Raw genomic sequence first — 19652 nt, 5'->3', positions numbered from 1 at the left:
TGGACGGTTACCGACCCGAATGCCGTTGCTTGAGCGGCCATATGGACGCTCAAGCAGGGGAACAGTCGCCATGAGCCTCGTCCTCTGCGTCGACGGCGAGCGCTGGCGCCAACACCTCCTGGAGACGGTCACGGCGCTGCCGGGTGTCGTGCCGGTGGCCAAGGGCAACGGCTACGGCTTCGGCATCGGCCGGCTCGCCCGCCGCTGCGGCTGGCTCGACGAGCAGGCGTCCGTCACGGGCAGCCGCATCGACATGATGGCGGTGGGCACCTACCTCGAGCTGCACGAGGCAGCCCCGCGCTTCGACGGCGACCTGCTGGTCCTCACGCCGTGGCGACCCCTGGGAGCTGCCCTCGACGTCCCCGAGACCCTCAACCCGCGCGTCATCCACACCGTCAGCCGGCTCGCCGACGTGGGCGACCTGCTCGGGCGGGCTCCGGACGCTCGCTTCGTGCTCGAGCAGCTCACCTCGATGCGCCGCCACGGGATGACACGGCGCGACCTGCTCGCGGCCGCCGAGGTGCTCGCCGAGAGCGGGCTCTCCGGCCTCGCGGGGGTGGCGATGCACCTGCCCCTCAACACCGCGAGCCACCTCGGTGAGGTCACCCGGCTGATCAACGACGTGGTCGCGACCGGCCTGCCGACGCGCACGATCTTCGTCAGCCACCTGACTCCCGTGGAGCTGGCCGGGCTGCGCACCGCCTACCCCGACTTCACCATCCGCCCCCGCATCGGCACCGACCTGTGGCTGGGCCAGCGCGCGGCGCTCAAGGTCACCGCGACGGTGCTCGACGTGCACGCCATCGAGCGCGGCGAGACCTTCGGCTACCGCGGCCGATCGATGCCGAAGGGCGGCCACATCCTGGTCGTCAGCGGCGGTACGGCGCACGGCATCGGCCTCGAGGCGCCGACCGGCGACCAGTCGCTGCGCAGCCGGGCCGCCACGATCGCGCGCAGCGGCATGGACGTAGCCGGCTTCGTGCGCTCGCCGTTCTCGATCGACGGCAAGCAGCGGCTGTTCGCCGAGCCCCCGCACATGCAGGCCTCGATGCTGTTCGTGCCGTCAGGTGCGCGGGTGCCCGACGTCGGTGAGGACATCGAGGTCCGGGTCCGCTTCACGGCCACGACCTTCGACCGCGTCGACATCCGCTGAGCCCGGGCCCTCCGGCTCGCGCTCGGCGGCGGCCATCGCCGTGACCCCGATCAGCCAGACCAGGCCGGCGAGGCGCAGCACCACGCCCAGCCAGTAGGCGCGTGCGTCACCGCCCCCGGACGGCGCAAGGATCCCGCCGAGGTAGAACCCGAGCATCGCCCAGTGCCCGATCTCGCAGGCCTGCCAGACCAGCAGGTGGCTCCACTGCCGCACGGCCACGACGGCGAGCGGCAGCAGCACCAGCGCGAACGACGGGGCCGCCGCAGGACTCACGATCAACGCCTCGGCCACCAGCAGCGTGCCCAGGCTGGCGAACGACCACTGCGTGCGCCAGGCCAGCACGACCACGACGACGCAGACGACGAGCAGCAGGACCGCGGTGCCACCGAGGATCATCCGCAGGGACGGGTCCAGGCCGGTCACCTGCGAGGCGAGCAACCAGGCCGAACCGATGTCGGCGCCGTGGAAGTAGGCCTTCCACGAGGTCAGCCACGCGCTGGGCGAACTCGCCACGGCCGGCAGCATCAGCGCCGTCCACGCCGCCACCGCTCCGGCGCCGAGGATCCCCGCCTCGGGCCACCGGCGATCGCGTGCCAGCAGGGCGATCCCGGGCACGAGCAGCAGCGCGGCGAAGGGCGACGCAGCAGCGGCCACACCGATCGCCACCCCCGTCACGCCGAGGCGCCGGCGCGACCAGCCCCACAGTGCGGCGGTGACGCCGGCAGCGGCCAGCAGGTCCCAGCCGATCGGGAAGAACAGCACGAGCACGGGAGCCAGCGCGAACGCAGCGGCGTCCCAGGGTCGGTGCCGCCGGACGCCCGTCAGCAGCCCGGCAGCGAGCAGCCCGACGCCTGCCAGCAGGACGATGTTGACGAGGGTGAAGATGCGCGCCTCGCGCAGCACCCCGGGCTGCTCGGCCACCTCGGGGACCGGCACCAGGGCGCGGGCCTCGAGGTCCGGCGAGCCGCTGAGCAGCGCGGTCACCCGCTGGCTGGCGAAGGCGACATAGGCGGGCAGCGGCGGCTGCCAGGCCGGTGCATATCGGGCCCGCGCCTGCGCGTCGTCGGTGAAGGGCCAGGTGCCCTCGGCGAGGCCGTTGGCGACGTACGCCGTCGAGATGTCCGACCAGCACAGGTTGGTGTAGCGGCCGGTGTTGCCGGCCTCGCCCGCGATGTCCAGGCAGGGCGCCTTCGCGACGATGCCGAGCGACAGGGCGACGGCCGCGAGCAGGAGCACGACGCGCAGCGGCGTCCACCACGGGTGCTGGCCCGCGTGGTCGCCGAGCGGCCCACCCACCGCCTCGCTGACCGAGCGGACGAGCGCGTCCTCCCGGCTCGGCGAGACCCGGTCGCGAGCCGGATCGCTCACCGGACTGCGGTGCGGCTCGGTGTTGCGCTCGGCGACGTCGTCTCCGACGGCGGCGGCAGCGGCAGCGGCGACGTCGGGCTCGGCGTCGGGGTCGGGGTGGGCGTCGGGGTGGGCGTCGGCGTCGGCGTTTGCGTCGGGGTGGGGGTCTCCGTCGGCTTGGGCTTCTGGGTCTTGATGGTCGCCGACTTGGTGGGCTTGCGCGTGGGCTTGGGCTGCGGCGGCTGCGTGGTGGTGGTCGGCGGCGGGACGTAGGGCTCGTGGCCCTCGTCGGGCGCGTCGCCGTCGACGTAGGCAGGCTCCGGGAAGTACTCGACCTCGAGGCCCTCCATCACGCGCTGCATGATCGCGGTCCAGGTGTCGGCCGGATAGCCACCACCGAAGTAGGACGGCAACCAGCCCTCGAGCTGTTCGTTGCCCTTGCCACGGACGTACATCACGGCCGTGGCCATCTGCGGCGTGTAGCCGGCGAACCACGCCGAGGACACCTCGCCGTCACCGTTGGTGGCGGTGCCCGTCTTGCCGGCGGCGGGCCTGCCGAGGTTGAGCGCCGAGGTGCCGGAGCCCGACTGCACGACCTGCTCCAGCGCGTAGGAGACGTCGGCCGCGATGTCCTCGTCGATGGTGCGCGTGGCGTCGTTCTTCCAGGTGTAGCGCTCCTCGCCGGAGGCGTCGACGACCTTCTCGATGACGTGCACGCCGGCGCGCTCACCGCCGCCCGCGATGGTGGCGTAGGCGTTGGCCATGTTGATCGGGCTGACCGTCGCGTTGCCCAGCGCGACCCCGGTGATGGGCTCCAGGCCCGGTGAGGAGTTGGGGATGCCCTTCGTCTTGCGGGTGCCCTTGCCCGGCGGGATGCCGAGATCCCCGGCAGCGTCGATGATCTTCTCCGGGCCGTCGTCCATCCCGAGGGTCATGTCGATGAAGGCGGTGTTGACGGAGTTCTCGGTCGCGGTGAGCATCGAGATGGCCGAGCCGAAGTCCTCGTCGCCCTGGTTCTCGACATCCGTGCCGTCGGGCAGGAGGTAGGGCGAGTTGCCGTCGAAGCTGTCGGTCAGCTCGTAGCCGTCCTTGATCGCCGCGACGAGCGCCGCGACCTTCATCGTGGACCCGCCCTGGCCACCGGCCGACGCCCAGTTGATCTGGGAGTCGAGGTAGTCCTGGCCGCCGAAGAAGCCGCGGAGCGCACCGGTGCCGACCTCGACCGTGGCTGCTCCGATGTGCAGCTCCTTGTCCCCGAAGCCCTCGGGCTTCTGCTCGAGCACACCCTCCTCCACGGCCGCCATCGCCTCGGGCGTGAAGGTGGTGGTGACGCGCAGGCCACCGCCGTCGATCTCCTGCTCGTCGAAGCCGAGGCGCAGCAGCTCCTTCTTCACCAGCGTCAGCATGTGTCCGCGCTGACCGCCGAACTGGCTCTGGCTGGCGATCTCGGGGAACTTCGGCAGCCGCTTGGCTGCCTTCTCCGCCTGGCCGGCCGAGATGGTGCCCATGTCGGCCATCGAGGACAAGACGTAGCCGTAGCGCTCCTTGAGCGCGCGCCTGGACTCGCGACCGTTGTCGGGGTCGTAGCGCGAGGGGTTGTTCAGCGTGGTGGCGAGGACCGCGCTCTCGCGGAGGCTGAGGTCCTTGGCCTCCTTGTCGAAGAAGGCGCCTGCGGCGGCCTGGATCCCGTACGCGCCGCGGCCGAAGTAGATCGTGTTGAGGTAGCCCTCGAGGATCTCCTCCTTGCTCAGCTGGTTCTGGATCTTGAGCGAGACGATCGCTTCCTTGATCTTGCGCTGATAGCTGCGCTCGCTCGTGAGGTAGAGGATCTTGACGTACTGCTGGGTGATCGTGGACGCACCCTGCTGGGCGTTGCCCTGGGCGTTGGAGAACGCCGCGCGCAGGATGCCCTTGGGGTCGAGGCCCTTGTCGGTCCAGAACGTGCGGTTCTCCGCGGCCACGACCGCGTTCTGCATCGTCTGCGGCATCTCCGAGAGCGGGATCGACTGCCGGTTCTGGTCGTCGTAGTAGGTCCCGAGCTCGGTCTTGCCGCCGCTGTAGTAGACGAAGGTCGTCTGCGCCTTGAACGCCTCGTTGGGCTCCGGGATGGCGATCGCCTTGTAGAGGACGAAGAACAGTCCCACCGCGATCAACAGGCCGACCAGCCCGAAGACGGTCAGCGTCTTGAGCAGGCCACGAACGCGGTCGCCAGCCGACTTCTTGGGCTTGATGGGACGTCGGGTCATGGGGGGACCGTCAGCTCTGCGCTTGCTCACGCGCAAAGGGTACGTGGCAGGGCTGGTCGACTTCGATTAGCGGCGTGTGGATATATCGCTACGATAGGTCGCATGGCACGTCGCGCAGAGACCATCGAGCTGGCAGTCCTCGGACTGCTGCACGAGGGACCCATGCACGGCTACGAGCTGCGCAAGCGGCTCAACCTGATGCTCGGCTGGGGTCGGGTGCTGTCCTACGGCTCCCTCTACCCCGCGCTGAAGAAGATGCTCCGGGCCAACCTCATCGAGGAGGCGACGGCCACCACACCGGTGTCGCGCCGCCCCCGGATCGTCTACGAGGTCACCGAGGCCGGGCACACCGAGTTCGAGCGCCTGATGTCGGAGGTCGGTCCCACGGCGTGGGAGGACGACAACTTCGACATCCGGTTCGCGTTCTTCGGACGAACCGACATGGAGATCCGGTTGCGGGTGCTCGAAGGGCGCCGTACCCGACTCCAGGAACGACTGGCACGCGTCCAGTCGGATCTCGAGCGCACCCAGGCCGAGGTCAACAGGTATGCCGCAGAGCTGCAGCGGCACGGGGTCGAGTCGGTCGAGCGCGAAGTGCGCTGGCTCTCCGACCTCATCTCCGCCGAGCGGGGCGAACCCCTCTCACCGCACGGGGCGCGGACGGTCCACACCCCGAGCACCGACCACTGACCATGCACGCCACCAAGAAGTCCCACGACACAAGGAGAGTCCCCATGGGGTCCGTACGAGTAGCAATCGTGGGGGTCGGCAACTGCGCCACCTCCCTCATCCAGGGCGTCGAGTACTACAAGGACGCCGACCCGACCGCAGTCGTTCCGGGCCTCATGCACGTGAAGTTCGGCGACTACCACGTCTCTGACGTGAAGTTCGTCGCCGCCTTCGACGTCGACGACAAGAAGGTCGGCAAGGACCTCTCGGAGGCGATCAACGCCTCGGAGAACAACACGATCAAGATCTGCGACGTCCCCACCATCGGTGTGGAGGTGCTGCGCGGCCCGACCCTGGACGGCCTCGGCAAGTACTACCGCATGACGATCGACGAGTCGCCCGCCGAGGCGGTCGACGTCGTGGCCGCCCTCAAGGCTGCCCAGGTCGACGTCGTCGTGTCCTACCTCCCGGTCGGTTCCGAGGAGGCGGACAAGTTCTACGCCCAGTGCGCCATCGACGCCGGCTGCGGCTTCGTCAACGCGCTGCCCGTCTTCATCGCCTCCGACCCCGAGTGGGCCAAGAAGTTCGAGGACGCCGGCGTCCCGATCGTGGGTGACGACATCAAGTCGCAGGTCGGCGCGACCATCACGCACCGCGTGATGGCCAAGCTGTTCGAGGACCGCGGTGTCGCGCTGGATCGCACCTACCAGCTCAACGTCGGCGGCAACATGGACTTCAAGAACATGCTCGAGCGGGAGCGCCTGGAGTCCAAGAAGGTCTCCAAGACCCAGGCCGTGACGTCCAACCTGACCGGCTCGCTGGCCGGCCTCACGGACAGCAAGAACGTCCACATCGGCCCGTCCGACTACGTCGCCTGGCTCGATGACCGCAAGTGGGCCTACGTCCGCCTCGAGGGTCGCGCCTTCGGCGACGTCCCGCTCAACCTGGAGTACAAGCTCGAGGTCTGGGACTCGCCCAACTCGGCCGGCATCATCATCGACGCCGTGCGCGCCGCGAAGATCGCCCTCGACCGCGGCATCGGCGGCCCGATCATCGCCGCCTCGACCTACCTCATGAAGAGCCCGCCGGTGCAGATGCCCGACGACCTCGGTCGCGAGGAGCTCGAGAAGTTCATCAAGGGCGAGTGATCTCACCGCTGGTGAGCTGAACCGCCGAAACCCCCGAGAGGCAACCTCTCGGGGGTTTCGTCACGTTCTGGGGTGTTGCAACACTCCGGAACCCTCGATTCCCCCGCCTATGCGGGTTTTCGTGGGGCGCCAGGGGTGGGTGCCACACCAGCACCACGCCGTACGGCGAAGCGTCAGCGCTCCACGGCGACCTTGATCTTCGCCAAGGTCTCGCGCATGCCCTCGCCGAGCTCGACCTGGAAGTCGGCGACGCCGCCGAGCATCCGCTCGGTCAGGGCGCGGGAGATGTTCGAGATGCCGTCGGGCGCCTCGCGGCGCTGGATCAGGCGCGTGCCGCCGGCACCGTCGGCCTCGAGGGTGAACGACCAGATCGTGAAGTTGTCCTTGACCCGGAACGCGACCTCGCGCTGCGGCTCGAACCGGACGACCTTGGACTGGGTGGGCCACACGAGCAGGCCACGCCGGTTGATGTTGATCATCTTGGTGCCGAGCTGGATCGGGCGGCCGCGGACGATCGTCTTGACGACCTGTGGACTCCACTCGGACATCCGGCCGAGGTCGGAGACGAGGGTCCACACCTTCTCGGGCGCAGCATCGATGGTGGTGGACTCTTCGAGCAGGGGTGCGACGAGATCGGTCATGGGCGGTTACGTTACCCAGCCTCAGTCGACCGGGTTGGCCTCGGCCCACGCCAGCAGGGCGGCGCGGGCGTCGTCCTCGCTCATCGGCCCGTTGTCCATCCGCAGCTCGAGCAGGTGCTTGTAGGCGTCACCGACGCGGCGCCCCGGCTCGATGCCGAGGATCTCCATGATCTGCGCGCCGTCGAGGTCGGGACGGATGGAGGCGAGCTCCTCCTGCTCGGCGAGCCGGTCGATCCGCTCCTCGAGCGAGTCGTAGGTCCGGCGCAGGCGGTCGGCCTTGCGCTGGTTGCGGGTCGTGCAGTCGGCGCGGGTGAGGATGTGCAGCCGCTCGAGCTGGTCGCCGGCGTCGCGGACGTAGCGGCGGACCGCCGCGTCGGTCCACTCACCGGAGCCGTAGCCGTGGAAGCGCAGGTGCAGCTCGACCAGCTTGGACACGGCGTCGATCTCGGCGTTGGAGAAGCGCAGCGCCTGCATCCGCTTGCGGGTGATCTTGGCGCCCACCACGTCGTGGTGGTGGAAGGTGACGAGACCGCCGGACTCGAAGCGCCGGGTCCGCGGCTTGCCGACGTCGTGCATCAGCGCGGCGAAGCGGGAGACGAAGTCGGGACCGCCCCCCAAGCGCGACTCGAGGTCGATCGACTGCTCCAGCACCGTCAGCGTGTGCTCGTAGACGTCCTTGTGGCGGTGGTGCTCGTCGCGCTCGAGGGCCAGCGCCGGCAGCTCGGGCAGGACGTGTGCCGCCAGGCCGGTGTCCACCAGCAGCGTGAGCCCGAGCCGGGGGAACGGCGCGCACACCAGCTTGACCAGCTCGTCGCGGACCCGCTCCGCGGAGATGATCTCGATCCGCCCGGCCATCTCGGTCATGGCCGCGACCACCTCCGGCGCAACGGCGAAGCCGAGCTGCGCGGCGAAGCGGGCGGCGCGCATCATCCGCAGCGGGTCGTCGGAGAAGGAGTCCTCGGGACGGCCGGGGGTGCGCAGGGTCCGGTTGGCGAGGTCGACGAGTCCGCCGTACGGGTCCTCGAACTCGCGACCGGGGACGCTGACCGCCATCGCGTTGACCGTGAAGTCGCGCCGCCCGAGGTCGCCGGCCAGGTTGTCGCCGTACGCCACGTCGGGCTTGCGTGAGAGCGGGTCGTAGGTCTCGGAGCGGTAGGTCGTGATCTCCACCTGCCACTCGCCGATGCGTGCGCCGATGGTGCCGAAGGCGCGGCCCATGTCCCAGATCGCGTCGACCCAGCCGGCGAGCAGCTTCTCGGTCTTCTCGGGCCGGGCGGAGGTGGTGAAGTCGAGGTCGTTCTGCAGGCGCCCGAGCATCGCGTCGCGCACCGGGCCGCCGACCAGCGCCAGCTCCTCGCCGGCCGCGGCGAAGCGCGCCCCGAGCTGGTCGATCACCGGCCCGATCCGGGTCAGCTCCGCGCTGACGCGGCGCTCGACCTCGACGATGGTCAATGGAGGCAGGGCGGCGTCGGACACGAGGGTCAACTCTAGGGGATCGGAGAGGGATCGCCGTGGTCGCGAGCGTCGTGCTCGAAGGGGTGGTCTGCGCGGCTACAGTCGTGCCGTGCAGCACCTGTCCCCCTCCCTCCCCGCCCGGAGGAGTCGGGGACGGATCCCGGCGGTGCCGACGACGGCGCGGGCTCTCGTCCTCGCCACGCTCTCCCTCGTCCTGGCCCTGCTCGGGCCCGCGTCGGCGAGCCTCGCGACCGCCTCCGCAGAACCCCGCAAGGGCGCCCCGGCCCGGGCAGCCGCCGACCCGTTGAAGATCCACCTCGACTCGATCAAGCCCTCGGCCCTGAGCGACGACGAGCGCCCGGTCAGGATCACCGGCACGCTCACCAACCAGAGCGACGAGCAGTGGACCGACATCAATCTCTATGCGTTGGTCTCCGCGTCCCCGATCGTTGACGCGCCCTCGCTGGCCGCGTCCTCGGCGATCGACGCGGACGAGTTCGTCGGCGAACGGATCGTGACGCCCGGCACCGAGGACACCGTCGAGGTGCTCGAACCCGGCGAGACGACGGAGTTCCGGCTCAAGGTGCCGCGCAGCGAGATCCTCGTCGAGGCCACCGGCGTCTACTGGCTCGGGGTGCACGCCCTCGGCAGCTCCTCGGTGGAGCGTGACATCGTCGCCGACGGGCGCGCCCGCACCTTCATCCCGCTGGTGCCGCGCAGCGGGAAGAACCCGGACAGCGTCGATGCGGCGATCGTCGTGCCCATCCGCGAGACCGTGTGGCTCACTCCTTCAGGTCGCGTGGACCGGGTCGGCAGGTGGGCCAGGTCGCTCGCCGAGGGCGGCCGGCTGCACTCGATCCTGGCGGCGGACGACGCCGACGTCCCCCTCACCTGGCTGGTCGACCCGGCCGTGCTCGCGGCGGTGGCCCGGCTCGAGGAGGGCAACCCCGACCGCAGCCTGGCCCCCGATCCTGCGGTGACGCCCGAGCCCACCGAGGAGCCCTCCGACGAGCCTGCCTCCCCGACGGACGGCGCGCCGGCCGGGCCCGATCCCTTCTCGGCACCCTCCGACCCGATCCCCCCGGTCGACCCCGACGACGAGCTCACCGAGGAGGAGCAGCGGGTCGCCGGCCTGGCCGGCGCCTGGCTCGACCGCTTCAGGCAGGTCACGGCCGACCAGCCCGTCCTCGCCCTGCCGTACGGCGACCTCGACGTGTCCGCAGCGGCGGTGCACGGTCCCGGCTACTACCAGCAGGCCGTGACGCGCAGCGCCCAGGTGATGGCCTGGCTGGAGGTCGCCGCCACGCCGGCGATCGCCCCGCGCGACGGCATCCTGAGCCCGGCCGCCATCGAGGCAGCCACGCCGGACACCACGATCATGGTGGCCGACACGTCCTTCGCGTCCGTGCCCCCCAACGCGCCGCAGTCGATGGTGCGCCTGCTCGAGCACAAGGTGGTCGTCACCTCCAGCGGGGCCGCGGCGGGCGGCCCGAGCCCGACCGCCTCCGCCGACCCGTTGGCCCTGCGGCAGCGGCTGCTGAGCGAGGTGGCCCTGCGCCTGCAGTCCGGCTCCCGCTCACCCGTCGTGATGATGCTGCCGGCCCACTGGCGACCCGTCGACCCGAGCCCCCTGTTCACCGGCCTCGAGGTGCCGTGGCTGGAGCCGATCAGCGTCGCCGACCTCACCCTGCGCCCCGCGGCCTCGATGAACGCGGTCGGACTGGTCTACACCGACGAGGACGCGGAGGCGGCGCTCGACGTCCTCAACTTCAGCGCTGCCGACCAGTTCACCACCCGCGCCAACCTGCTCGCAGGGACCCTCAGCCTCCCCAACCTCGTGCGCCAGCAGGTCGCCGACGAGGTGCTGATGAGCCTCTCCTCCGGACACCGCGTCAACGCCGCCCGGGCCGCCGAGTCGGTGCGCGAGGCAAGTGTGTTCGTCGCCGACCAGATGGCCAGCGTCACCGTCGACGCACCGGACGCGGTGACCCTGTCGAGCGAGAGCGGGCAGTTCGGCGCCGACCTCGTCAACGGCCTCGACCAGCCGGTGACGGTGCGGATCGCCGTCGAGTCCGACGGTGACCTCGAGTTCGCCGACCAGGGCCCGATCCAGATCAGCGCGGGCGCGCGGCACCGCATCCTGCCGCGCGTGACGGCCGATCGCCCCGGCATCCACCAGGTCCGTCTCGTCGTGACCGACACCCAGGGCGAGCCGCTCGGCTCGAGCACCAACCTGCAGATCCGCGCCGCCCAGGTGAGTGGCCTGATCTGGCTGCTGCTCGCCGGCGGCGCGGCCCTGCTCTTCGGCACCATCGCGGTCCGGCTCGTACGCCGCCTCCGCGACCGCGGCAAGGCCGGCGACAAGGCCGACGACAAGGCCGCCGGCGAGCAGGTCGCGTGAGCGAGCAGAAGCAGGCCCCGACCCTGCTGGCCTCCAGCGCGGTGATGGCCGCCGGCACGGCCTTCTCGCGGATCAGCGGGTTCCTGCGCGGAGCGCTGCTCGTGGCGGCCCTGGGTGCAGCGCTGCAGGCCGACCTCTTCACCCTGGCCAACACCCTGCCCAACATGATCTACATCCTGGTCGCGGGCGGCGTCTTCAACGCCGTGCTCGTCCCGCAGCTGGTGCGGGCGATGAAGGGCGACGAGGACGGCGGCGACGCCTATGCCAACCGCGTCATCACCCTGGCCGCGCTGTTCCTCGGCACCGTGACGGTGGTGCTCATCGCGGTCGCGCCCTGGGCACTGCGGCTCTTCCTGCCCGGCGAGTTCGACGCACCCGGCCGGGCCGCTCACTTCCAGTCGATCGTCGACCTGACCCGGCTGTGCCTGCCGCAGGTCTTCTTCTACGGCATGTTCGTGCTGGTCGGGCAGATCCTCAACGCCCGTGGCCGGTTCGGCCCGATGATGTGGGCGCCGATCGCCAACAACCTCGTCGCGGTTGTGATGCTGGTGATCTACCTCGTGCTCTACGGCAAGGCCACCGAGTCCGAGTACCAGCAGGCACTGGGCGGCAACCAGGAGCTGCTGCTGGGGGTGGGCTCGACGCTGGGCATCGCCGTCCAGCTCCTGATCCTGCTGCCCTACCTCCGCGCGGCAGGCTTCTCCTACCGGCCCCGCTTCGACTTCCGTGACGAGGGCCTGGCCAAGACGCTCGCGCTGGGCGGCTGGACGGTGCTGTTCGTCGTCGTCAACCAGCTCGCCTACTTCGTGGTGATCAACCAGGCCGCAGGCGGCACCGTGACCGATCCGGAGGGCACCGGCTACACCGTCTACTCCAACGCCTTCTTGATCATGATGGTCCCCCACTCGATCATCACCGTCTCGCTGGCGACCGCGATCCTCCCGAGGATCTCCGCGTACGCCGCCGACCACCGCCTGCCCGACCTGGGCCGCGCCATCGGCTCGACGCTGCGCAGCGCACTGGCCCTCGTGCTGCCGATCGCGGCGCTGCTCCCGGTGCTGGCCGCCGACGTGTCCAACGTGCTGTTCGGCTGGGCCGAGGAGGGCACCCACGAGCGGTTCGCCCCGACCCTCGCGCTGTTCGCGCCGGGCCTGGTGTTCTTCACCGTCCACTACCTCATGCTGCGCGGGTTCTACGCCCTCGAGCAGACGCGCCGCGTCTTCTTCATCCAGTGCGCCATCTCCGCGACCAACATCGTGATGGCGCTGCTGCTGGTGAGCCGGGTGGACGACCGCCACACCGCCCCCGCCCTCGCGGTGGCCTACCTCTCGGCCTACCTCGTCGGCTCGGCGATCAGCTATGCCTCCCTGCGCCACGTGCTCGGGGGCATCGGGACACCGGGCCTCGTGCGCTTCCTGGTCCGGATGCTGCTCGTCGTCGCTCCGGCCGTCCTCGCGGCCTGGCTGGTGACCCTCGGGCTCACCGCCGCGTTCGGCTCCCTCGCCGACGAACCCGAGCCCTGGGTCTCCGCGATCCGCGGTGGCCTCGCCGGCGCGGTCGGGCTCGGCGGCGTGCTCCTGCTCGCCCGCACCTTCCGTGTCCGCGAAGTCACCTCCGTGACCGACGCCGCGTTGGCCCGCCTGCGGCGCGCGTGAGTCCTACGATGAGGGCGTCGAACGCCTGTCGGACCGGGGAGGGTGAGGAACCGCGTGCCTGACTCGCTGCATGCCGGTGACCAGCTCGCCCGCCGCTACCGCCTCGACGAGCTGCTGACCGAGAGCGCCGGTGGCCGCTTCTGGCGCGCCCACGACCTCGTCCTCGACCGGCACGTCGCCGTACACCTGATCCCGCGGTCGGACGAGCGCGCCGACGGCCTGCTCGAGGCTGCACGGCGTACGGCGCCGCACCACGACCGCCGGATGCTGCGCGTGCTCGACGCCGACCGGACCGACGATGTCTGCTACGTCGTCAACGAGTGGGGTGCGGGCACCTCCCTCGACATCATGCTCGCCGCGAGCGGCCCGCTGCAGCCCCGTCGAGCGGCCTGGATCGTCTCCGAGGTGGCCGCCAGCCTGGCGCGGGCGCACGACGCCGGCCTCGACCACGGCCGGATGGTGCCGGAGAACGTCCTGATCGACCGGCAGGGGCAGGTGCGGATCATCGGCTTCGCCGTCGACGCGGCCCTGCACGGCCTGGCGCCCGGGCGCCAGTCGGCCGACCTGGTCGACACGGTCGCCGTGCTCTATGCCGCGCTGACCGGCAAGTGGGCGGGCGTCTCCATCTCCAACCTGCCGCCCGCGCCGACGGTGCACGGCGACGTGCTGCGACCGCGACGCGTGCGGGCCGGGATCCCCCGCCCGCTCGACGCGCTCTGCGACCAGGTCATCAACCAGGTCTCCGGACACAGCCACCGCTCCGTGCACGACCTCTCGACCATGGCCGGGGTCGCGTCAGCGCTCGCCGAGTTCGTCGGCGACCCGACCGGGATGGCCGAGGGCGGCGCCTGGAGCGGGCCACCGCCGACCCAGCCCATCAGCCGGATCGGGCCCATGCCCACGCCGTCCCCACCGGTGCCACCGGCCCAGGTCCGGCCTGCCACGACGCCGACTCCCATCGAGGCACGTCCCGAGCCGAGGCCCGAGCCGCCCGAGCCCGAGCCGCCCGAGCCCGAGCCGTTCGAGCCCGACGCGTCCGAGCCTGCCCAGCCTGCTGAGCCCACCGCCATCATCGAGACCAGCCCCGTCGCCGAGGAGCTCCCGACCCAGGCCGGCATCCCGGTCTTCGACGAGAACGACGAGGTCGGCTGGATCCCGGCCCGCAGGGAGGCGCCCGCCCCGCCGCCCCCGTTCGAGGAGAAGCCCGCCAAGCCCCTGTTCGCGCCGGAGCCCCCCGAGGGCCAGCCGGTCCGTCGCCCGCGACCCGGCAGCACCGCTGCCCAGTCCCCGTCCTACTGGCCGTGGGAGTCGACCGGTCCGGCCACCAGCTCCGGCAGCGGGGTCTGGCCCTCGCAGGAGCTCGCCGACAGCGGGGACGACGTCGTCCCCGGGCGCAACTGGTTCCGGCTCGCGATGGGCATCGCCATCGGCGTGCTCGCGTTGGTGGCTGCTGCCGCGGCCTATCACCTCGGCTCAGGCGGCGCCGAGGAGGAGCCCGGGGAGACGACCACGACGACGTCGCAGGGCCCGACGCCCACGCCGCTCACGGGCATCACGGCCTTCGACCTCGACCCGCAGGGCTCGCCGCCGCAGGAGGAGTACCCCGAGCTGGTGCCGCTGGCGATCGACGGCGATCCCGAGACCTCGTGGCACACCTCGACGTACAAGCAGGACTTCGGGCCGACCGGGCTCAAGGAAGGCGTCGGCCTGGTGCTCGACCTCGGTGCCACCATCGGCGTCCGCGAGATCGACATCGCGACCCTGGGCGGCCCCACGGCGGTGTCGGTCTATGTCACCGAGACCGCCCCGACCAGCGTCTCCGACCTCACGCCCGTCGGCACGGCAGCGGGCAACGGCGGGCTAGCTGTCGCCCTCGACGAGCCGGTGTCCGGCCAGTTCGTCACGGTCTGGTTGACCTCGATCCCCCCGGTGGAGGGCGGGTTCCGGGGCACCATCGCCGACGTGGTGGTCAAGGGGTGACCCCACGACCGGCCCTGGGGCACGCCGAGCGCACGGACGCCGAGCTGCTCGCGCTGCACGTCGACGGCGACGCCGACGCGTTCGGTGAGCTCTTCGCCCGTCACCGCGACCGGCTCTGGGCGGTCGCCCTGCGCACCATGGGCAACCCCGAGGACGCCGCCGACGGACTCCAGGAGGGGATGATCGCGGCGTTCCGCCGGGCCGGCTCCTTCCGCGGGGACGCGGCCGTGACGACCTGGCTGCACCGGGTCGTCGTCAACGCCTGTCTCGACCGCCTGCGGGCGATGAAGGTCAGGCGCACCGAGGCCCTGCCCGACGACCTCGAGGACCGCGCCGACCGGGGCTCGCTCGTCAGCTCGACCGACGCGGAGCTCGACCCGGCCGAGCTCGCGGTGGCCGACGAGCGCCGGCGCACGGTGCTCACCGCGCTGGGCACGCTCACCCCCGACCAGCGCGCAGCGCTCGTGCTCGTCGACATGGAGGGCTACTCCGTGGCCGAGGCCGCGCAGATGCTCGACGTCGCCGAAGGCACGGTCAAGTCGCGCTGCTTCCGGGGCCGGGCGAGGCTGGCCCCGCTCCTCGGGGTGCTCGCACCGCCGCAGCGTGACGTGGCCGACACCAGGAACCTCCCGCCCACCGCGGACGTCCCAACCACTGGCCCTCCGCGCGCGCCGCCGCCCGCCCCGAGCTGACCAGACCGTCCGTCCCCTGCCCCGCCGAAGGAGGTGCCCCCGTTGACCGATCCCACGCCCGACCCGCTGACTCCCGGACAGGACGACGCCGTGCGCAGGCTCCTCGCGTCGGCCCGTCACAGCGACCCCACTCCCCCCGAGGTCGTCGCGCGCCTCGACGAGACGCTCGCCTCGCTCAGGTCCGAGCGCGTGCAGGCGCCGGCGCCCGTCGTGACCTTGGCGTCGCGTCGTCGCCGTACGGCCGCCACGGCCCTGCTCGCAGCCGCCGCCGTGGTGGTGCTCGGCGTCGGCATCGGCCAGGTGCTGCCGTCCGGCACGTCCACCGACGCGGGCAGCAGCGCCGGTGCCGGCGACTCGGCCGCCTCGAGCGACGAGCGACCCGCCACGGCCGAGTCCGGCCGGGCCTTCGACGCGGAGTCCGACTCCGCGGCCGACGCCGAGGAAAAGCTGAGTGACCTCAGGATGCAGAACGGGAGGACGCCGGCCGGCCCCGGTGCCCTCACGAGTGAGTCGGGGCTCCGCTCCCAGGTGCGGGCCCTGCGCCGCGCCTCTCTCACCGCCGCCTACTCCAGCAGCCCGCTCTGCACGCTCGCGGACGCCCGGAGCGGCAAGCGGGTGCCGGTGACCTTCGACGGTGTCCCCGCCGTGCTCGTCTTCCGCGCGCCGGTGGCCGACCGGCAGCGTGTCGACCTGTTCCTCTGCGGCGAGGCCTCGCCCGCCCGCTCGGTGCGGCTGCGGGCGCGCTGACGGACTGGCCCACCGGGCGGAACATCGGCCGCCTACGATCGGTTGCACACGTCGTAGAGCCATCCCCCATCTCCAGGAGCCCTGAAACCGCATGTCTGAAGTCCGCAACGTCATCATCATCGGTTCGGGTCCCTCGGGCTACACGGCCGCTGTCTACGCCGCGCGCGCGTCGCTCAACCCGCTGGTCTTCGAGGGCTCCGTCACCGCCGGTGGTGCGCTGATGAACACCACCGAGGTGGAGAACTTCCCCGGCTTCCGCGACGGCATCATGGGCCCGGCCCTGATGGACGAGATGCGCGCCCAGGCCGAGCGCTTCGGCGCCGAGCTGGTCTCCGACGACGTCGTCGAGGTCGACCTGACCGGCGACATCAAGGTCGTCAAGACCGCGGACGGCGAGTTCCACGCCCGCTCGGTGATCCTCGCGACGGGCTCCGGCTACCGCAAGCTCGGTCTACCCCGCGAGGAGGAGCTCTCCGGTCGCGGAGTCTCCTGGTGCGCGACGTGCGACGGCTTCTTCTTCCGCGAGCAGGCCATCGCGGTCATCGGCGGCGGTGACTCGGCCGTCGAGGAGGCCACCTTCCTCACCCGCTTCGGCTCGAAGGTCTACCTGATCCACCGCCGCGACGAGCTGCGCGCCTCCAAGATCATGCAGGAGCGCGCCTTCGCCGACCCCAAGCTCGAGATGGTCTGGAACTCCGAGATCGCCTCGATCAACGGCGATGACCGCCTCGAGTCGCTGACCCTGCGCGACACCGTGACCGGTGAGGAGCGCCAGCTCGACGTCACCGGCCTGTTCATCGCCATCGGCCACGACCCGCGCTCGGAGCTGCTGACCGGCCAGGTCGACCTCGACGACGACGGCTACGTCCTGGTCAAGCACCCCTCGACCGCGACCAACCTGCGCGGCGTCTTCGCCGCCGGCGACCTCGTCGACCACCACTACCGCCAGGCCATCACCGCGGCCGGCACCGGCTGCGCGGCCGCCCTCGACGCCGAGCGCTACATCGCCGATCTGGACCACGCCGCCTCGAGCGCCGGCTCGGCTGCCGCCACCGCGCGCGAGGTCGAGGAAGCCGCCCAGGTCGCCGGCTGATCGAGCGCTTCGCGTCGCCGTACCCACGCCGAACAGACGTGGGAACAGATGTCGGCGACGTGGTGTTCACTCATCTACAGACCTCATCAGACAACCGAAAGGGCAACCCCGTGGGCAACATCTCCGCCGTCACCGACGCCGAGTTCGAGGCGCAGGTCCTCAAGTCCGACAAGCCCGTCCTCGTCGACTTCTGGGCCGAGTGGTGCGGCCCGTGCCGCCAGGTCGCCCCGATCCTCGACGAGATCAACGCCGAGCACGGCGAGAAGATCACGTTCTTGAAGATGAACGTCGACGAGAACCCGGTCACCCCGGCGTCCTACCGCGTCACCGGCATCCCGACGATCAACGTCTACCAGGGCGGCGAGGTCGTGAAGTCGATCGTCGGCGCCAAGCCGAAGGCCGCGCTCCTCAAGGAGCTCGCCGACTTCATCTGAGTCGCTTCCTCGTCGGCCCGGCACATCACGTGCCGGGTCGACGTGCATTTCGGGGTCGTACGGCGCCGCCGACCCCCGCACCGGACGAGCCCGGGCTCAGACTGACGAGCGGTGCGTCGTCTTGGGTGCAGGCGCCGGCGCCGGGCGCACCACGCCCCACAGCTTCTCGAGGGTGGCCCCGACCTCGCTCTTCCAGGTCACCGTGGTGCGCAGGTCCATCCGCATCCGTGGCGTGGTCACGTGGGCGCGCTGGGTCTTGAATCCGACCCGGCCGAGGAACTCGGCCGGCATCACGCAGCCGTAGGAGCGGCCCCGGGTGTCGCCGAAGGCCTCGACCGCGGCGATGTTGCGCTTGACCAGGTCGCGCGCCATCCCCTGCACCAGGAGCCGGCCGACGCCTCCGTGGCGGGCCGACGGGTCGACGTACACCGTGGACAGCAGGACGGCGTCGGGCGAGGGCGGCGAGGTCGGGATGCCGGCAGCGCCCGGGAAGAAGACCGCGGGGGCATAGATCGCGTGCCCGACGACCTCCCCGTCGACCAGCGCGACCCGCCCGGCCGAGCCCCACTCGCGCAGGACCCACGACAGCCAGGCGTCGCGCGCCTGCGTCTCCTCACCGCTGCCCAGCCGGGCGCGACTGACCGGATCGGTCGACCAGAACAGGCAGGAGCGACACGGCTCGCGCACCTGAGCCAGGTGGTCGAGCGTGAGCGGGGCTGTCCGCCGGGCCATGACCCCATGCTAGGCGCGATGCCCTACTGCGAGGATGGGCCCATGCGCCAGATCCGCCAGAGCAAGAAGCTGCAGGGAGTCCGCTACGACGTCCGGGGCCCGATCCTCGTCGAGGCCCAGCGCCTCGAGGCCGAGGGACACCGGATCCTGAAGCTCAACATCGGCAACACCGCACCCTTCGGCTTCGAGGCACCCGAGGCGATCTTGGCCGACATCATCCACCACCTGCCGGAGTCGCAGGGCTACAGCGACTCGCAAGGCATCTACTCCGCGCGCACCGCGGTGATGAACTACTACCAGTCCCACGGGCTGCGCGAGGTCAGCGTCGAGGACGTCTTCATCGGGAACGGCGTCTCCGAGCTCATCTCGATGGTGCTGCAGGCGTTCCTCGACGACGGCAACGAGATCCTGGTGCCCGCGCCCGACTATCCGCTGTGGACCGGCGCGATCACGCTCTCGGGCGGTACGGCGGTGCACTACCGCTGCGACGAGTCGAACGGCTGGAACCCCGACCTGGCCGACATCGAGGCCAAGATCACCGAGAACACCCATGGTCTCGTGATCATCAACCCGAACAACCCCACGGGCGCGGTCTACAGCGAGGACATCGTCAAGGGCCTGGTCGACATCGCCCGGCGCCACCAGCTGGTCGTGTTCGCCGACGAGATCTACGAGAAGATCCTCTTCGAGGACGCCCAGCACCACCACGCCGCGACCTTCGCCGGCAACGACGTGCTCTGCCTGACCTTCAGCGGCCTGTCCAAGGCCTACCGCGTCTGCGGCTACCGCGCCGGCTGGCTGATGATCTCGGGGCCGAAGGAGATCGCCACGGACTTCCTCGAGGGCTTGACGCTCGTGGCCAACATGCGCATGTGCGCCAACGTGCCCGCGCAGCACGCCATCCAGACCGCGCTCGGCGGCTACCAGTCGATCGAGGAGTTCATCGGTCCCGGGGGCAGGTTCTACGAGCAGTCGATGCTCGCAGACCGGTTGCTCAACGAGATCCCGGGCGTCTCCAACGTGACGCCGAAGGGTGCGCTCTACTGCTTCCCGCGCCTGGACCCCGAGGTCTACGCCATCGACGACGACCAGCAGTTCGTGATCGACCTGCTGCGGGCCAAGAAGATCCTGGTCACCCACGGCACCGGCTTCAACTGGTTCGCGCCCGACCACTTCCGGCTCGTGACCCTGCCCGAGGCGTCCGTGCTCGAGGAGGCCATCGGGCGGATCGGCGACTTCCTCGCGACCAGGCGCTAGCC

16 protein-coding genes are annotated in these 19652 nt (G+C 71.0%); 11 read left to right on the top strand and 5 right to left on the bottom strand.

Features of this window, described 5'->3' with window-relative positions; genetic code table 11:
- The first annotated feature begins 70 nt into the window (after positions 1 to 70).
- Entirely contained in the window at positions 71 to 1153 is a 1083-nt protein-coding gene (locus C9J87_RS07215; RefSeq protein WP_107705105.1) for an alanine racemase, read from the top strand.
- On the opposite strand, the gene C9J87_RS07210 is transcribed toward C9J87_RS07215, so the two are convergent.
- A complete protein-coding gene (locus tag C9J87_RS07210; protein WP_010834566.1) occupies positions 1064 to 2521 on the bottom strand; it encodes a glycosyltransferase 87 family protein in 1458 nt (485 codons plus the stop codon). The genes C9J87_RS07215 and C9J87_RS07210 overlap by 90 nt on opposite strands.
- Positions 2518 to 4746, bottom strand: a complete 2229-nt coding sequence (locus C9J87_RS07205) for a transglycosylase domain-containing protein (protein WP_107705104.1) — start codon at positions 4744 to 4746, stop codon at positions 2518 to 2520. Before C9J87_RS07205 ends, C9J87_RS07210 begins: the two co-directional genes overlap by 4 nt.
- A gap of 102 nt (positions 4747 to 4848) precedes the next feature.
- Here C9J87_RS07205 and C9J87_RS07200 point away from each other — a divergent pair, with 102 nt between their 5' ends.
- A complete protein-coding gene (locus C9J87_RS07200) occupies positions 4849 to 5436 on the top strand; it encodes a PadR family transcriptional regulator (RefSeq protein WP_107705103.1) in 588 nt (195 codons plus the stop codon).
- Between the two features lie 44 nt (positions 5437 to 5480).
- On the top strand, positions 5481 to 6563 hold the full coding sequence (locus C9J87_RS07195) for an inositol-3-phosphate synthase (protein WP_107705102.1): 1083 nt from the start codon (positions 5481 to 5483) through the stop codon (positions 6561 to 6563).
- A 173-nt stretch (positions 6564 to 6736) separates the two neighbouring features.
- On the opposite strand, the gene C9J87_RS07190 is transcribed toward C9J87_RS07195, so the two are convergent.
- Complete coding sequence (locus tag C9J87_RS07190; protein ID WP_107705101.1) at positions 6737 to 7204, bottom strand: SRPBCC family protein; 468 nt, start codon at positions 7202 to 7204, stop codon at positions 6737 to 6739.
- Between the two features lie 21 nt (positions 7205 to 7225).
- Positions 7226 to 8680, bottom strand: coding sequence for a CCA tRNA nucleotidyltransferase (locus tag C9J87_RS07185; RefSeq protein WP_107705100.1), 1455 nt, complete (start codon positions 8678 to 8680; stop codon positions 7226 to 7228).
- 88 nt (positions 8681 to 8768) lie between these two features.
- Between C9J87_RS07185 and C9J87_RS07175 the strand changes: the two genes are divergently transcribed.
- The 7 genes from C9J87_RS07175 (at position 8769) to trxA (ending at position 17661) form a co-directional block, all read left to right on the top strand.
- On the top strand, positions 8769 to 11060 hold the full coding sequence (locus C9J87_RS07175; protein WP_156887268.1) for a DUF6049 family protein: 2292 nt from the start codon (positions 8769 to 8771) through the stop codon (positions 11058 to 11060).
- Positions 11057 to 12715 carry a murein biosynthesis integral membrane protein MurJ gene (gene murJ / locus C9J87_RS07170; RefSeq protein ID WP_232819903.1) on the top strand — a complete coding sequence of 553 codons (1659 nt, stop codon included), beginning with the start codon at positions 11057 to 11059 and terminating at the stop codon, positions 12713 to 12715. Before C9J87_RS07175 ends, murJ begins: the two co-directional genes overlap by 4 nt.
- A 54-nt stretch (positions 12716 to 12769) precedes the next feature.
- Entirely contained in the window at positions 12770 to 14695 is a 1926-nt protein-coding gene (locus tag C9J87_RS07165; protein ID WP_010834574.1) for a protein kinase family protein, read from the top strand.
- Entirely contained in the window at positions 14692 to 15387 is a 696-nt protein-coding gene (gene sigM, locus C9J87_RS07160) for an RNA polymerase sigma factor SigM (RefSeq protein WP_010834575.1), read from the top strand. The genes C9J87_RS07165 and sigM overlap by 4 nt, the downstream gene beginning before the upstream one ends.
- A 42-nt stretch (positions 15388 to 15429) precedes the next feature.
- Positions 15430 to 16134, top strand: a complete 705-nt coding sequence (locus tag C9J87_RS07155) for a hypothetical protein (RefSeq protein WP_010834576.1) — start codon at positions 15430 to 15432, stop codon at positions 16132 to 16134.
- 91 nt (positions 16135 to 16225) lie between these two features.
- Positions 16226 to 17227 (top strand): thioredoxin-disulfide reductase, encoded by a 1002-nt coding sequence (trxB, locus tag C9J87_RS07150; protein WP_010834577.1) that lies wholly within the window; start codon positions 16226 to 16228, stop codon positions 17225 to 17227.
- A gap of 110 nt (positions 17228 to 17337) precedes the next feature.
- Positions 17338 to 17661, top strand: a complete 324-nt coding sequence (gene trxA / locus C9J87_RS07145; protein WP_036491417.1) for a thioredoxin — start codon at positions 17338 to 17340, stop codon at positions 17659 to 17661.
- Between the two features lie 96 nt (positions 17662 to 17757).
- On the opposite strand, the gene C9J87_RS07140 is transcribed toward trxA, so the two are convergent.
- A complete protein-coding gene (locus C9J87_RS07140; RefSeq protein WP_010834579.1) occupies positions 17758 to 18393 on the bottom strand; it encodes a GNAT family N-acetyltransferase in 636 nt (211 codons plus the stop codon).
- A gap of 42 nt (positions 18394 to 18435) precedes the next feature.
- Here C9J87_RS07140 and C9J87_RS07135 point away from each other — a divergent pair, with 42 nt between their 5' ends.
- On the top strand, positions 18436 to 19650 hold the full coding sequence (locus tag C9J87_RS07135) for a pyridoxal phosphate-dependent aminotransferase (protein WP_010834580.1): 1215 nt from the start codon (positions 18436 to 18438) through the stop codon (positions 19648 to 19650).
- Positions 19651 to 19652: the final 2 nt, after the last annotated feature.

Source organism: Nocardioides allogilvus, from assembly GCF_003047285.1.
Classification (GTDB): Bacteria; Actinomycetota; Actinomycetes; order Propionibacteriales; family Nocardioidaceae; genus Nocardioides; species Nocardioides allogilvus.
This window is presented reverse-complemented; position numbering and strand designations above follow the sequence as displayed.

What these genes read in the sequence shown, in the direction of transcription:
- C9J87_RS07205 (WP_107705104.1), bottom strand. Translation starts at nt 4,746, where the DNA reads ATGACCCGACGTCCCATCAAGCCCAAGAAGTCGGCTGGCGACCGCGTT.
- C9J87_RS07190 (WP_107705101.1), bottom strand. Translation starts at nt 7,204, where the DNA reads ATGACCGATCTCGTCGCACCCCTGCTCGAAGAGTCCACCACCATCGAT.
- C9J87_RS07195 (WP_107705102.1), top strand. Translation starts at nt 5,481, where the DNA reads ATGGGGTCCGTACGAGTAGCAATCGTGGGGGTCGGCAACTGCGCCACC.
- C9J87_RS07135 (WP_010834580.1), top strand. Translation starts at nt 18,436, where the DNA reads ATGCGCCAGATCCGCCAGAGCAAGAAGCTGCAGGGAGTCCGCTACGAC.
- C9J87_RS07215 (WP_107705105.1), top strand. Translation starts at nt 71, where the DNA reads ATGAGCCTCGTCCTCTGCGTCGACGGCGAGCGCTGGCGCCAACACCTC.
- C9J87_RS07200 (WP_107705103.1), top strand. Translation starts at nt 4,849, where the DNA reads ATGGCACGTCGCGCAGAGACCATCGAGCTGGCAGTCCTCGGACTGCTG.
- trxB (WP_010834577.1), top strand. Translation starts at nt 16,226, where the DNA reads ATGTCTGAAGTCCGCAACGTCATCATCATCGGTTCGGGTCCCTCGGGC.
- C9J87_RS07140 (WP_010834579.1), bottom strand. Translation starts at nt 18,393, where the DNA reads ATGGCCCGGCGGACAGCCCCGCTCACGCTCGACCACCTGGCTCAGGTG.